This window comes from Nguyenibacter sp. L1, assembly GCF_035199985.1.
Taxonomy (GTDB): domain Bacteria; phylum Pseudomonadota; class Alphaproteobacteria; order Acetobacterales; family Acetobacteraceae; genus Gluconacetobacter; species Gluconacetobacter vanlangensis.
In genome coordinates this window covers 3,707,349-3,720,432 of the sequence record NZ_CP127015.1, presented here as the reverse complement: position 1 = coordinate 3,720,432, position 13,084 = coordinate 3,707,349, and the positions used below count along the sequence as shown (strand labels likewise).

Genomic DNA, 13,084 nt, shown 5'->3' with positions numbered 1-13,084 from the left:
TTGATGCGGGTGATCGGCCGGCTGGACCGGTTTTTCGGGCTGCGCCGCGCCGGCACGACGGCGGGGCGGGAGGTGGTGGCGGGGCTGACCACCTTTACCGCCATGGTCTATTGCGTGGCGGTGAATCCGATGATCCTGGCGGCCGCCGGGATGGACCGGGCCAGCGTGCTGAGCGCCACCTGCCTGGTAGCGATCGTGGCGAGCGCGATGGTGGGGCTGCTGGCCAACCTGCCGCTGGGGCTGGCGCCGGCGATGGGGTCGAACGTCATCTTCGCCTATGTGCTGGTGGTGCAGATGGGAGTGCCCTGGCCGGCGGCGCTGGCGGTCGTGTGCCTGACCGGGGTCATTTTCCTGGTGCTGACCCTGACGAAATGGCGCGAGCGGATCGCCCATGAGCTGCCCGATGCGCTGCGCGTCGGCATCCAGATCGCCGTGGGGCTGGTGATCATGTTCATCGGCATGCGCAATGCGGGATTCGTGGTGGCGAGCAAGACGACCTTCGTCACCATGGGATCGCTGGCCGATCCGGGCGTGCTGCTGACGGTGGCGGGCTTTGTCCTGACGCCCGCGCTGGTGGCGCGGCGCGTTCCCGGCGCGCTGATCCTGTCGATCGTCGCGATGACGGCGGCCGGGCTGTTCATCCCCGACGGGCATGGCGGCACGATCACGCGCTGGCCGGAGCGGCTGCTCGCCATGCCCGTCTGGCCGGCGGCGACCGCGTTCCGGCTGGATTTCGGCTATGTCGCGCGGCATGTCTTCTATCTGCTGCCGATGCTGTTCTTCTTTCTGTGCACGGAATTGTTCGGCACGCTGGCGAACCTGCTGGGCGTGGTCAGCGCGGCGGGCATGCTGAAGCGCGGCGGGGCGATCCCGCGCGCGACCGAAGCCTTTGCCAGCGACGCGGTGGGGACCATCGTGGGACCGCTGCTGGGCACGGCGGTGGTGACGGTCTATTCGGAATCGGTCACCGGGGTGCAGGCGGGCGGGCGTACCGGCCTGACGGCGCTGACGATCGCGGCCGGATTTGCATTGTCGCTGTTCCTGTGGCCGCTTTTCATGATCGTGCCGCCGCAGGCGACCGCGCCCGCGCTGCTGATGGTCGGCATGCTGATGTTTCACGGCATCGGACGGCTGGACCTGGACGATCCGGGCCAGACCGTGCCGGCGATCCTGACCTTCATGATCGCGCTGCTGACCAGCAACCTGATCAACGGCATGGCGCTGGGCACCTTCAGCTATATCGTCATGGCGATTGTCGCGGGACGCGGGCGGGCGCTGTCGCCGGTGCTGTGGGTGCTGAGCGCCGTCTTCGTGCTGTTCTTTATCGTTTCGGCCCATCTTCATTCCCCGGTTCATCCCCCGGTTCATCCCCCGGTTCATCACTGAAAGTCTGTTCATGCGCGGTCCGTTTTCTGAATTTCGCGTGCTGGGGGGCCTGTTGCTGGCGTGCCTGGCGATGGGGTCCGCCAGGGTGCCGGCCAGGGCGGCCGAGCCGTCCCTGGTGATCATGGACAATGATTTCGCCGGGCCCGGCGGCACGAACATGCAGTCGGTCATTCCGCTGCTGGGCGCGCCGGGGGTGCGGGTGCTGGGCCTGACCGTGACGGTCGGCGACGGGTGGGAGAATGCCGAGGTCGCGCATCTGCTGCGGCTGCTGGAACTGGCCGGGGTGCAGGGCGTGCCGGTGGTGCCGGGTGCGACGGCGCCGCTGGTCAATTCGCGCCCGCGCCTGCTGGCCTGGGAGAAGGCCAACGGCGTGATGCCCTGGAAGGGCGCGTGGCGGGGCGATGCGCCCGACAGCCAGCCGCCCGTGCCGCCCCTGCGCGAGGGCGCCCCGGCCGGCCGGCCGGCCGGCGAGACGGCGGCGCTGTTCCTGATCCGCCAGGTGCATGCCCATCCGCACCAGGTGACCATCGTGGCGGCCGGGCCGATGACCAACCTGGCGCTGGCGATCCGCCTGGACCCGGAATTCGCCGGGCTGTGCCGGCAACTGGTCTTCATGGGCGGGCTGGTGGACGGCAATCTGGGCCAGGTGACCGCCAGCGCCGATTATTATACCGATTTCAACCTGATGTTCGATCCCGAGGCCGCCGACATCACGCTGACGGCGGCGTGGCCGAAGATCGTTTCGGTGGGCGGGGTGGCGAACCCGCTGCGCATGACGCCCGAGATCCTGGCGCGGGCGACGCGGCATGCCGGCGGGCTGAGCCGCTATCTGACGCAATATTACCATCCCCAGCCGATGTGGGACGAGCTGGCGGCGGCGATCGCGGTCGATCCCGCAATCGTCACAGGCTCGGTCTCGGCCTATATGGATGTCGACCTGGCCCACGGGCCCAATCGCGGCTATGCCCATGTCTGGCCGGAACAGACGCGCCCGCACATGGGCGAGCGGCCGGTCGAGATCGTCACCGCCATCGACCGGGCGCGTTTCGTTGCGAATTTCGCCGATGCCGCAGGGAGGATTGCGCCGTGAACCAGAATGCGACCCCGGCCGCCGGCGCATATCCGCGCGAGGGCGACTTGCCCGAGACCGACTTGCCCGAGGGCGACTTGAACGATCCCGCGCTGCGCGACCGGGCGGTGCGGGCCGCGCGCGGGCTGGCGCCGTTCGACCTGCTGCTGTGCGGGGGCGTGGTGGCCGACATGGCAACCGGCGAGCTGCGCGAAGCGGATGTCGGGCTGGTGGGGCCGCTGATCGCCAGCGTGCATCCGCGCGGCGCGCGGCAGGACGCGGCGCGGCGCATCGCGCTGGACGGCGCGGTGGTGGCGCCGGGGCTGATCGACACGCACCTGCATATCGAAAGCTCCATGATCACGCCGCGCGCCTATGCCGGCGTGGTGGTGCCGCAGGGGACGACGACGATCTGCTGGGACCCGCACGAGGTGGGCAACGTGTCCGGACTGGAGGGCGTGCGCTGGGCGGTGGAGGCGGCGCGGGGGCTGGCGCTGCGGATCCTGGTCGAGGCGCCGTCCTGCGTGCCGTCGGCGCCGGGGCTGGAGCGGTCGGGCGCCGATTTCGACGCCGGGGCGATGCGCGAGATGCTGTCCTGGCCGGACATCATCGGGGTGGCGGAAGTGATGGACATGCGCGGCGTGCTGGAGCGCGCGCCGCGCATGAGCGGGATCGTCCAGGCGGGGCTGGAGAGCGGCAAGCTGGTCTGCGGCCATGCGCGCGGGCTGGAGGGGCCGGCGCTGCAGGCCTTCGCGGCGGGGGGAATCGAATCGGACCATGAGCTGACGGACCGGCAGGACATCCTGTCGAAGCTGCGGGCGGGGATGACGCTGGAACTGCGCGTGTCGCACGAGCCGGTGCTGCCCGAGGCGGTCGCGGCGTTCCGGGAGATCGGCCGGGTGCCGCAGACCGTGACCCTGTGCACCGACGACATCTTTCCCGACGACCTGGTGGCGCAGGGCGGGATCGTGCATCTGCTGCGCCGGCTGGTGCAGTACGGCATGGACCCGGTCGAGGCGCTGCGCTGCGCCACGCTGAACGCCGCGCAGCGGCTGGGGCGGCGCGACCTGGGGCTGGTGGCGGCGGGCCGGCGGGCCGACCTGGTGGTATTTCGCGACCTGCGCGATTTTGCGGTGGGCAGCGTCATCGTGTCGGGCCGGCACGTGGCGCAGGACGGCGCGATGCTGGAGGCGCCCGGCACCGCGACGCCGCCCCCGCCGGGCGGCACCATGCGGCTGGCGCCGGTCGCGGCGTCGTGCTTCGCCATTCCGGCGCGGGGCGAGCGGGTGACGATCCAGACCGTATCCAGGCCGCGCTTTACCCAATGGGGCACGCGCGAGGTGGCGGTGCGGGACGGACGGGTGGTGCTGCCGCGCGATGCGGCGCTGATGGCGGTGTTCAATCGCTATGGCGCGCCCGGGCATCGTGGTGGGACGGACATGCCCGGGATCGGCGTCATCGAGGGCTGGGGCGAATGGAGCGGCGCGATCGCCACGACCGTGCTGCATGACAGCCACAACCTGGCGGTGTTCGGCCGCGACCCCGACGACATGGCGCTGGCGGCCAACACGCTGATCGCCAGCGGCGGCGGAATGGCGGTGACGCGCGGCGGGGAGGTGCTGGCCGCGCTGCGGCTGCCGGTCTGCGGGCTGTTGTCGACCGAGCCGGCGGATGAGGTGGCGCGGCGTTTCGTGGCGGTGCGCGAGGCCGCCGCGTCGGTTTCGACCTGGGACGGCGTGCCGGTGATGATCAAGCTGGTGATCGGCGCCAGCCTGGCCTGCAACGCCGGGCCGCACGTCACCGACCTGGGCATTACCGACGGCATGACCGGGGCGATCGTCACCGACAGCGTCGTGCAGGCCGGATGAGCGGGACCGACTTTTCGCGCGAGGTGGTCGGGATGCGGCGGGCGCTGCATCGCCATCCGGAGACCGGTTTCCTGGAATATCGCACGGCATCGCTGGTGGCCGGGCGGCTGGACGCGCTGGGCTATGCGCTGCGGATCGGCCCCGAGGTGATGCGGGCCGAAGCGATGCTGGCCCCGCCGTCGGACCGCGAGATCGCCCTGGCGCGGGAAGCGGCGATCGCGGCAGGGGCCGATGGGCGCTGGATGGCGCGGATGCCGGGCGGGCAGACGGCCGTGGTGGCCGAGCTGCGGCGAGGCGACGGACCGGTGACGGCGCTGCGCTTCGACATGGATGCGCTGCCGGTGCAGGAGGCGACGGATGCGGCCCATGCCCCTGCCCGGCTGGGCTTTGCCTCGGCCCGGCCGGGAATGATGCATGCCTGCGGGCATGACGGGCATGTGGCGATCGGGCTGGCGGTGGCCGAGCGTCTGGCCGCGCCGGAGGCGGCCTGGCGCGGCACGCTGCGGCTGATCTTCCAGCCCGCCGAGGAAGGGGGGCGCGGCGCGCTGCCGATGGTCGAGGCCGGCGTGCTGGATGATGTGGACCTGTTCCTGGCCGGGCATCTGGGCTGCCTGCTGCCCAGCGGGCAGGTAGCGACGGCGGCGAACGGGTTTCTGTGGTCGGTGAGGCAGGACGTGCTGTTCCATGGCCGGCCGGCCCATGCCGCGATGGCGCCGGAGGCGGGCCGCAATGCCCTGCTGGCGGCGGCGGCGGCGGCGCTGGGCCTGCATGCCATGCCCCGCCATGGCAGCGGCGTGACCCATGTGAATGTCGGGCGGCTGGAGGCCGGGCGGGCGCGCAACGTGGTGGGCGATACGGCCCGCATGGAGATCGAATACCGCGCCGAGACCGAGGCGATCCTGGAGGGGCTGGCCGAGCGGGCCGGGCATGTGATCCGGGGCGCGGCGATGATGCAGGGCGCCACGGTGGAGGTGATCGCGCGCGGGCATTCGGTCAGCGCGGTGTCCGACCCGGCGGTGCGGGCGCGGGTCGCCGCGGCGGCGGCACGGGCCGGCATCGGGCGGATCGTCGCGGAATGGCCGATCGGCGGGGGCGACGACGCGACCTTCATGATGCGGCGGGTGCAGGCGCGGGGCGGACGGGCGGGATATTGCCTGATCGGCGCGGACCTGGCGGCCGGCCATCACGACGGGGCGTTCGATTTCGACGAGGCGGTGCTGGAGCCCGCGGTGCGGCTGTTCGCCGCGCTGGTGGAGGCGGGATGAGCGGCACGCAGTCCTTCTGGCAGGATTTCGCGACGGAGCGCGCGGCCGGGCCGGTGTTTCGTGACCGCTATACCGTCTGCGTGGGCACGCGGCTGCTGGATCTGCCGATCCGTCCGTTGCCGGACGGCGTGCATGCGGTGGCGTCCTTCCTGGCCAATCATGCCGCCTTTACCGTGCTGGATGCGATCACGGATGCGATGGGCGCGCGGGCCCGCGCGCTGGCGCCGGACATCGTGGTGGGGCTGCCGACCCTGGGGCTGGGGCTGGCGCCGGCCGTTGCCCGGGCCTGCGGCCATGCGCGGTTCGTGCCGCTGGGGACGTCGCGGAAATTCTGGTACGACGCGGGGCTGTCGGAGCCCATCGCGTCGATCACCAGTCCGGACGCGGGGAAGCGCCTGTATCTGGACCCCAATCTGCGCGGCCTGCTGGAGGGGCGGCGGGTGCTGGTGGTGGACGACGCCGTCAGCACCGGGCGGTCGATCGCCGCCGCGCTGGCGCTGCTGGCGCGGATCGGCGTGGTGCCGGTGGCGGTATCGTGCGCCATGGCGCAGACCCGGCGCTGGGCGGAGCAGGTCCGCCTGCCGGTTCAGGCCGTGTTCGAGACCCCGCTGTTCACCAGGGCGGGAAACGGGTGGGTGGCCGCGGCCGAGTCCCCGTGATTCGATAATTTACCGGAACACGTCCTTTTCGCGGCGGAGGCGGGCGAAGGTGGCGACGTCGGGGGCGCGTAGGAAGGGGTTGGTCTGTTTTTCCAGCCCCAGCCGGACGGGCACGGTGGGGCGGGCCTCGGCCCGCAGGGTGTTGATTTCGGCGACGCGGGCGTGCAGGGCCGCGTTGTCGGGGTCGACCGCCAGGGCGAAGCGGGTATTGGCCAGGGTATATTCGTGCCCGCAGCAGACCAGGGTGCTGTCCGGCAGGGCGGCGATGCGGTGCAGCGCGTGGAACATTTCCTCGGCCGTGCCTTCGAACAGGCGGCCGCAGCCCAGGCTGAACAGCGTGTCGCCGCAGAACAGGGCCGGCGCGGCGGCGAAATAATAGGCGATATGGCCGCGCGTGTGGCCGGGAGTTTCCATCACCGTGCCGATCATGTCGCCCAGGGCGACCGTATCGCCGTCGGACACGGCGTAGTCGAGCATCGGCAGGCGGTAGGCGTCGGCCGCGGCCCCGGTGACGATCGCGCCGAAGCGCTTGCGCAGCGCGTCGGTCGCCACCACGTGATCGGCATGATGATGCGTCAGGAAAATCTGGTCGAGCCGGCCGCCTTCGGCCTCGATCGCGGCGACCAGGGGGGCTTCCTCGGCCGGGTCGACCAGGGCGGTGGCGCCGCTTTCCTCGTCACGCAGGAACCAGGCGTAATTGTCGGTCAGGATCGGGATCGGGCGGATCGAAAGTCCCATGGTCGTCTCCGTCTGAGGGCGCGCGGCCTGGCGCGGCATGTTTCCACAATTTGTGTTAATCGGGCGTGATGCAAGACGACATCCGCACCGCCGCGAAATTCTATGCCAGCCGGCCGGGCGAGAACACCGCGCGGCTGCTGCGGCAGCGGCTGCGGACATTCTGGCCGAATACGGGGCCCGGGTCCGCGCCCCGGGCGGGCGAGCGGATCCTGGGGCTGGGCTATACGCTGCCCTATCTGCCGCTTTGGGCGCGGCCGGGGGCGGCCTCGGGGGCGGCCCCAGGAACGGCCCCAGGAACGGCCCCAGGAACGGCTTTGGGGGCGGTCATGTGCCTGTCGGCGCGGCTGGATACGGCGGTGACGCGCGATGCGGCGACCATCGCGCCGATCGGCGTGCATGACTGCATGGTGGCCGAGGACCGGCTGCCCTTCCCCGAGCTGCATTTCGACCGGGTGCTGATGGTCCATGCGCTGGAGACCGCCGAGCGGCCGGACGAGCTGCTGCGGTCCGCATGGAAGATCCTGAAGGATGACGGGCGGCTGCTGCTGGTGGTGCCGAACCGCGCGGGATGGTGGGCGCATGCGGACGACACGCCGTTCGGCCAGGGCGCGCCCTTTTCGCCGCGCCAGATCGCGCGCCGCCTGTCGCGGGCCTTTCTGCGGGCCGAGCGGCATGACGGGGCGCTGTACCTGCCGCCGATGGGGGCCGCGCACCGGGCGCTGGGAAACCTGGCCGAGGCGGCGGGCCATGCGCTGCTGCCCGCGCTGGGGGGCGTGTTCGTGATCGAGGCGGTCAAGGACGTGTATGCCGGCATGCCTGCGGCGCCGGCCCCGGCACTGATCCGCGTGCCGCGGCGGATCTACGAACCCGGCTGAGGCCGGCCGCATGACGATCCCGGCTGACCGCGGACGCGATCCGTGGCACACTCGGTTCCGCCGGATCGTCCCGCGCGGCGGTGTCGCCGGGGCCGGTGCTTGACCGTCCGACCCGAACGCTTCATGAACTTCGGCCCATGTCCCTGATCCAATCCATGAAACTCGTCCTGGCGCCGCCGCATCGGGCGGCCCGTCCCTTCCTTCTGGCATCCGGCGCGGCCGCGCTGGCCGGCCGGGCCCTGCCGTGGCGGCCGGCGAAGTGGCTGGGCACGGCGGCCGGGCTGTTCTTCGGCTTCTGCCTGTATTTCTTCCGCGATCCCGAGCGGGTGCCGCCCGCCGACGCGCATCTGGCCCTGGCCCCCGCCGACGGGCGCGTGGTGTCGGTGGAGAAGGTCAGCCCGCCCGAATCGCTGGAGATGGGCGATGCCCCGGTATGGCGGATCGCGACCTTTCTGTCGGTGCTGGACGTGCATATCAACCGCATGCCGGCGGCCGGCACGGTGACCCGCGTGGCCTATCACCCCGGCCAGTTCCTGAATGCCAGCCTGGACAAGGCGTCGGAGCTGAACGAGCGCAACGCGCTGCGCCTGACCCTGCCGGACGGGCGGAACCTGGCGGTGGTGCAGATCGCGGGGCTGATCGCCCGGCGCATCCTGTGCGAGGCCGAGGAAGGCATGGCCTATGAGGCCGGGGAGCGGTTCGGGCTGATCCGCTTTGGCTCGCGCACCGACCTGTACCTGCCGCCCGGCGTCGAGCCGCTGGTCGCGGCGGGGCAGACGATGGTGGGCGGCGAGACCGTCATGGCGCGTCTCTGACCGATATGGACGTGTCCGACCCGCGCGGCGCCGGGCCCGATGCGACGCCGCCGAACGCGGTGGCGCCGAACGCGACGGGGCCGAACGCGACGGGGCCGGCTGCGGCGGCTCCGTCTGCCGGGGCTTCGGCGATGCGCGGGCGCAGACGGCGGCGGCTGGTGCGGCGGCGCCGGCCGCGGGTGCGCGGGCCGTCCTTCAACCGGCTGATCCCCAACATCATGACGATGCTGGGCCTGTGCGCTGGGCTGACGGGGATGCGCTTCGCCCTGGATGACCGGTTCGGCGACGCGGCGGTCGCGCTGCTGATCGCGGCCTGCATCGACGGGCTGGATGGGCGCATCGCGCGGCTGCTGCGCGGCACCAGCCGGTTCGGCGCCGAATTCGACAGCCTGTCGGACTTCCTGTGCTTCGGCGTGGCGCCGGGATTCGTGCTGTATCTGTGGGCGCTGCGGGATGCGGGGCGCTATGGCTATCTGCCCTGCATCATGTTCACCGTGTGCATGGCGCTGCGCCTGGCGCGGTTCAATGCCAGCCTGGACGATACCGACAAGCCCAAATATGCCAGCAATTTCTTCACCGGCGTGCCGGCGCCGGCCGGGGCGGGGCTGGCGATGTTTCCGCTGTTCCTGGGGCTGGAGGCGCGCAAGCTGGGCTGGGACGGGGTCTATGCCATGACGCGGCTGCCGCTGCTGCCGGCGCTGACGCTGAGCGGCACCGCGTTTCTGCTGGTGTCGACCATTCCGGTCTGGTCGTTCAAGAATTTCAAGGTGCCGTCGGCCTATGTGCTGCCGCTGATGCTGGGCACCGGGGCCTATGCGGCCGTCCTGGTGGCCGATCCGTGGGGGGCGCTGGCCGCCGCGGGGGTGATCTATGTGGCATTGCTGCCGCTGAGCCGGCGCAGCTTTCACAAGCTGAAGAAAGAGGCGCAGGACCTGCAGGCCGAGGACGATGCGCCGGAGACGGGCGGGACGGCCTAGTGTTTTTATTCCGAAATTCGCAGGCGAATTTCGGAATAAAATAATAAAATCAATAGATCAGTGTCATTCTGGTCCTCGATAAAATAACGGCTAGCGTGGTACGGCGGGGGTGAGGATGGCGGCCAGACCGGCCATGATGGCGGCGGGGGATGGCGGGCAGCCCGGAATGGCGAGGTCGATCGTCGTGCGGTCCTGCAGCCCGCCGAGCACCGCGTAATTTTCCGCGAACGGTCCGCCGTCGATCGCGCAGGCGCCGACCGCGACCAGGGCGCGGGGATCGGGCATGGCGTGCCAGGCGGATTCGAGCACCGGGGCCATGGCGCGGGTCAGCGGGCCGGTCACCAGCAGGATGTCGGCCAGGCGCGGCGTGGCGACGAAGCGGATGCCGGTCGGCGCCAGGGCGTAGGCGGCGCTGTCGAGCGCGGCGATTTCGAGCGCGCAGCCCTCGCAGCCGCCGGTTTCGACATGGAACAATGCGAGCGGGCGCCCGCGCGGCGCCGCCAGTCGCGGCAGGTCGGGGCGCCGGGCGGCATGGCCGCCGGCCAGGGCGGCCAGGATCGCGCGCATCAGGGCCATGGTCGCTCCTTTCTTTACTTACTGGTCCACTTACTGGTCCGCCCCGGCGGCGGACAGGCCGAATGAGCGGACGATCATCGCCGCGTCGTCGGGATCGGCGCCGGGCAGGACGTGGTCGAGCGCCGCGACCTGGGCCAGGGCCGGATCGCGGATGGCGGCGTGCAGGATGGTGCCGCCGGCGACGCGCAGCCAGTACCAGACCGCGCCGCGCGGGCCCTCGGCGCAGCCCACGCCCTCGCCGTCATGGCGCTGCGGCGTGCCGGGGGGCTGCGCGCCGGGAGAGAAATCCCGCGCGGCGGCGTGCAGGATGCGCGCGCTGCCGGCGATTTCGGCCAGGCGCAGATCGACCCGTGCCGCGACGTCGCCGGCCCGGCGGACGCCGCTATCCAGCCAGTCGCGGCGATAGCCGGGTACCAGGTGGGCCAGGCGGCGCAGGTCGTCCTCGCGCCCCGAGGCGCGGCCGGCGGGGCCGCCGATGCCCAGCGCGCGGGCGGCCTGTTCGGTCATGACGCCGCGCCCCTGCATGCGGGCGGCGAGCCCGGGCCAGGACAAGGCGCGGCGGATGGCCGGCAGGCCGGATTCGACCTGTTCGGCGGCCCGGCGGGCGACGGCGGCGAGGGTGGCCGCGTCCTCGGGCCCGATCCCCTGGGGGTGGACCAGATCCATCAACAGCCGGTGGCCGAACAGGCGGCCATACAGGTCCAGCAGGGTTTCGCGCAGGCGTTCGCATTCCGCCGCCGGCGCCGCACCCCCGGCGGCGCGGACGGTCCGGGCCACGTCGTGCAGGGCGGTGGCGATCCGTTCGAGTTCGGCCAGCATGACGCGGCCGTCATGGGTGTCGGGACCGATTTCGGTCCGGGTCGCGACCTCCAGCGCGCGGCAGAAGGCGGATTGATGCGCGACCGACGCGCCGGCCGCGACCCGCCCCGCGAGGCGGCAGGCGGCCGGGCCGTCCAGCCCCCGCATTCGGGCGGCGACGCCGCGATGGGCGTAGCCCAGGCGCCATTCCGCGGCGCCGATCCGGCCGGAGGAGGCCGGTCCCGATCCGAGGGCCAGCCGGAGATGGGCGGGGGCGTGATGCGCGCCGTCGGCCGGGCCGGCACCGAGGACCGTCCGGCCGGACGGGACGCGGGTCGCGGCGAAGTCCGGCGGCTCGGGTGGCCAGGAGACGGGGCCGGGGCGCGCGCTGAGCGGCCAGGTCGCCGTCCAGAGCCCGTGATCGAGCCAGGGACCGGTATCGCGGGCCTCCATCGCGGCGAAACCCCACAGATCCTGCACGCAGCGTTCGGGCAGCGCGGCGGCCGGGCGGACGGGGGACAAGGCGAGATAGCGCCCCTGGCTGGGTGCGATGCTGGCCACCAGCGGCCATTCGCCGGCTTCGAGAAATAAAGCGTGGACGTCCTGTCCGTCGGCCCACAGCCCGACGAAGGGCAGCGGATCATGCCGCAGGGCGAGCGCCAGGTCGCGCCATTCATCCTCCGTGAGCCGGAAGCGCCAGGCGCCGGCCTCGGGCTCGCCGGCGCGGATCAGGGCGACGGCGGACGGCGGAGCGGGGACGGTCGCAGGGGCGGTCATTGCAAGGTCCTGGGCAGAAACCAGGCGATCAGCGCCGTCATGGCGGCCAGCAGCAGGACGACGGCCAGGGGACCGGCTGCGCCGAGTGAGGGGCCGAGTGAGGGGCCGGGCGGAATGTCGGCGGGCGTAGCGGCGGAGGCGCGCGGCGCGCGGCCGGCGAGGAGGCCGAGGACCAGGGGGGCGAGCAGCAGGGGGGCGGCGTCGGTCAGGGCCGCCAGGGTCAGCAGCAATCCGCCGAACGGCAGGAAGGGTGGATGGAACGCCAGCGCGCCGCGCAAGGCCCGGGCCGGAAAGCCGGCCGGGGCCGTATGGCCGGCGGTGGCGGCCGGCCGATCGGCCAGCGGCGCCAGCAGGGCGGCGGAGAGCAGCAGGGCGGCCAGGCCCGCCGCGCCGGCCCCGTCCGCGATTTTGCCGGTGGCAGTAGCGGCGGCATTGGCGGTGGCGCCGGCGGCGATGGCGGCCAGCCCGATCAGGCCGCCCAGCGCCAGGCGGCCGCGCCGGCGGGCGGTGGCGCGGCGCATGGGCAGCGCGGCCAGCCAGATCGTGGCCAGGCCGAGCAGCATCGTGCCGCGCCCGTCCGGCGCGACGGCGAGGTGGCGCAGCACCGGAATCGCGGTCATGACGGGGGCCAGTGCCATGGCGGCGGGCGCGTCCTCGGCCGCGAGCATGACCGGGGTGGCGGGCCCCAGGCCGGCGACGACGCCCAGCCCCGTTGCCAGCAGCACGCCGCCCAGCCCGTCCAGCCGCCCGGCGCTGCCGGGCGCCGCGGCCAGCAGCACGGCGCCCGGCACCGCGAGCAGGATGCCCGACAGGCTGAGCCGGAACATGTCCCAGCCCAGCCGTGCCGCGCCGCGCGTGGTGGCGATGGCCAGCGCCGCCAGCATGGCGACCCCGCCGACCGCCACCGCGCCGGACAGCGGATCGGCGCAGGTGGCGGCCAGGGCCGATCCGCCGGCCAGTCCCTGGGTCAGGGCGGCCTGGTTGTGGGCGTCGCGGCGCGGAGTGGCGGCGGGCGGCAGCAGGGTGGACAGGAACAGCGCCAGCAGCGGCAGGGGCGGCAGGAGGCGCAGCAGGCCGGGGGGCGCCGCGAACGGGGTGGCGGGCCACGCGGCGCCGGCGCCGGCCGCGAGGATAGCGAGCAACAGGCCGATGGCGGACAGGCCGATCGCGGCGGGCCGCGCCGAGGCGGGCGAACAGGCCGCCAGCGCGCCCATCGACAGGAAGGGCCAACACAGGGCCAGCGGCAGCAGCACCGGCGAGGCCGAAAGCGCGGCGTTCATT

At 72.6% G+C, this 13,084-nt stretch carries 12 protein-coding genes; 8 read left to right on the top strand and 4 right to left on the bottom strand.

Annotated elements, in window-relative coordinates; genetic code table 11:
- The first annotated feature begins 3 nt into the window (after positions 1-3).
- The 5 genes from QN315_RS16755 to QN315_RS16735 all read left to right on the top strand — a co-directional run bounded on the left by QN315_RS16755 (position 4) and on the right by QN315_RS16735 (position 6,247).
- Positions 4-1,386, top strand: coding sequence for an NCS2 family permease (locus QN315_RS16755; protein ID WP_323990490.1), 1,383 nt, complete (start codon positions 4-6; stop codon positions 1,384-1,386).
- A gap of 10 nt (positions 1,387-1,396) precedes the next feature.
- Positions 1,397-2,476 carry a nucleoside hydrolase gene (locus QN315_RS16750; RefSeq protein WP_323990488.1) on the top strand — a complete coding sequence of 360 codons (1,080 nt, stop codon included), beginning with the start codon at positions 1,397-1,399 and terminating at the stop codon, positions 2,474-2,476.
- 62 nt (positions 2,477-2,538) lie between these two features.
- On the top strand, positions 2,539-4,323 hold the full coding sequence (locus QN315_RS16745; RefSeq protein WP_323993594.1) for an adenine deaminase C-terminal domain-containing protein: 1,785 nt from the start codon (positions 2,539-2,541) through the stop codon (positions 4,321-4,323).
- On the top strand, positions 4,320-5,588 hold the full coding sequence (locus QN315_RS16740) for an amidohydrolase (RefSeq protein ID WP_323990487.1): 1,269 nt from the start codon (positions 4,320-4,322) through the stop codon (positions 5,586-5,588). The genes QN315_RS16745 and QN315_RS16740 overlap by 4 nt, the downstream gene beginning before the upstream one ends.
- Complete coding sequence (locus QN315_RS16735) at positions 5,585-6,247, top strand: phosphoribosyltransferase (RefSeq protein WP_323990485.1); 663 nt, start codon at positions 5,585-5,587, stop codon at positions 6,245-6,247. Before QN315_RS16740 ends, QN315_RS16735 begins: the two co-directional genes overlap by 4 nt.
- Positions 6,248-6,256: 9 nt before the next feature.
- Here the strand turns inward: QN315_RS16735 and gloB are convergent, their stop codons facing one another.
- Positions 6,257-6,985 (bottom strand): hydroxyacylglutathione hydrolase, encoded by a 729-nt coding sequence (gene gloB / locus QN315_RS16730; RefSeq protein ID WP_323990484.1) that lies wholly within the window; start codon positions 6,983-6,985, stop codon positions 6,257-6,259.
- 68 nt (positions 6,986-7,053) lie between these two features.
- Between gloB and QN315_RS16725 the strand changes: the two genes are divergently transcribed.
- The 3 genes from QN315_RS16725 (at position 7,054) to QN315_RS16715 (ending at position 9,652) form a co-directional block, all read left to right on the top strand.
- Positions 7,054-7,860, top strand: a complete 807-nt coding sequence (locus QN315_RS16725) for a methyltransferase domain-containing protein (protein ID WP_323993593.1) — start codon at positions 7,054-7,056, stop codon at positions 7,858-7,860.
- A gap of 95 nt (positions 7,861-7,955) precedes the next feature.
- On the top strand, positions 7,956-8,675 hold the full coding sequence (locus tag QN315_RS16720) for a phosphatidylserine decarboxylase (RefSeq protein ID WP_342628309.1): 720 nt from the start codon (positions 7,956-7,958) through the stop codon (positions 8,673-8,675).
- Positions 8,676-8,806: 131 nt separating this feature from the next.
- Complete coding sequence (locus QN315_RS16715; protein ID WP_323993592.1) at positions 8,807-9,652, top strand: phosphatidylcholine/phosphatidylserine synthase; 846 nt, start codon at positions 8,807-8,809, stop codon at positions 9,650-9,652.
- 90 nt (positions 9,653-9,742) lie between these two features.
- Here the strand turns inward: QN315_RS16715 and QN315_RS16710 are convergent, their stop codons facing one another.
- The 3 genes from QN315_RS16710 to QN315_RS16700 are packed head-to-tail and all read right to left on the bottom strand — an operon-like array spanning position 9,743 to position 13,083.
- On the bottom strand, positions 9,743-10,228 hold the full coding sequence (locus tag QN315_RS16710; protein ID WP_323990481.1) for an NADH-quinone oxidoreductase subunit B: 486 nt from the start codon (positions 10,226-10,228) through the stop codon (positions 9,743-9,745).
- Positions 10,229-10,258: 30 nt separating this feature from the next.
- Entirely contained in the window at positions 10,259-11,803 is a 1,545-nt protein-coding gene (locus QN315_RS16705) for a Ni Fe-hydrogenase III large subunit-like protein (protein WP_323990479.1), read from the bottom strand.
- Positions 11,800-13,083 carry a hypothetical protein gene (locus tag QN315_RS16700; RefSeq protein ID WP_323990478.1) on the bottom strand — a complete coding sequence of 428 codons (1,284 nt, stop codon included), beginning with the start codon at positions 13,081-13,083 and terminating at the stop codon, positions 11,800-11,802. Before QN315_RS16700 ends, QN315_RS16705 begins: the two co-directional genes overlap by 4 nt.
- Between the last annotated feature and the right edge of the window lies 1 nt (position 13,084).

Coding starts and splice junctions, on each gene's coding strand:
- QN315_RS16715 (WP_323993592.1), top strand. CDS start 8,807: ATGCGCGGGCGCAGACGGCGGCGGCTGGTGCGGCGGCGCCGGCCGCGG.
- QN315_RS16740 (WP_323990487.1), top strand. CDS start 4,320: ATGAGCGGGACCGACTTTTCGCGCGAGGTGGTCGGGATGCGGCGGGCG.
- QN315_RS16735 (WP_323990485.1), top strand. CDS start 5,585: ATGAGCGGCACGCAGTCCTTCTGGCAGGATTTCGCGACGGAGCGCGCG.
- QN315_RS16700 (WP_323990478.1), bottom strand. CDS start 13,083: ATGAACGCCGCGCTTTCGGCCTCGCCGGTGCTGCTGCCGCTGGCCCTG.
- QN315_RS16705 (WP_323990479.1), bottom strand. CDS start 11,803: ATGACCGCCCCTGCGACCGTCCCCGCTCCGCCGTCCGCCGTCGCCCTG.
- QN315_RS16755 (WP_323990490.1), top strand. CDS start 4: ATGCGGGTGATCGGCCGGCTGGACCGGTTTTTCGGGCTGCGCCGCGCC.
- QN315_RS16750 (WP_323990488.1), top strand. CDS start 1,397: ATGCGCGGTCCGTTTTCTGAATTTCGCGTGCTGGGGGGCCTGTTGCTG.
- QN315_RS16710 (WP_323990481.1), bottom strand. CDS start 10,228: ATGGCCCTGATGCGCGCGATCCTGGCCGCCCTGGCCGGCGGCCATGCC.
- gloB (WP_323990484.1), bottom strand. CDS start 6,985: ATGGGACTTTCGATCCGCCCGATCCCGATCCTGACCGACAATTACGCC.
- QN315_RS16725 (WP_323993593.1), top strand. CDS start 7,054: ATGCAAGACGACATCCGCACCGCCGCGAAATTCTATGCCAGCCGGCCG.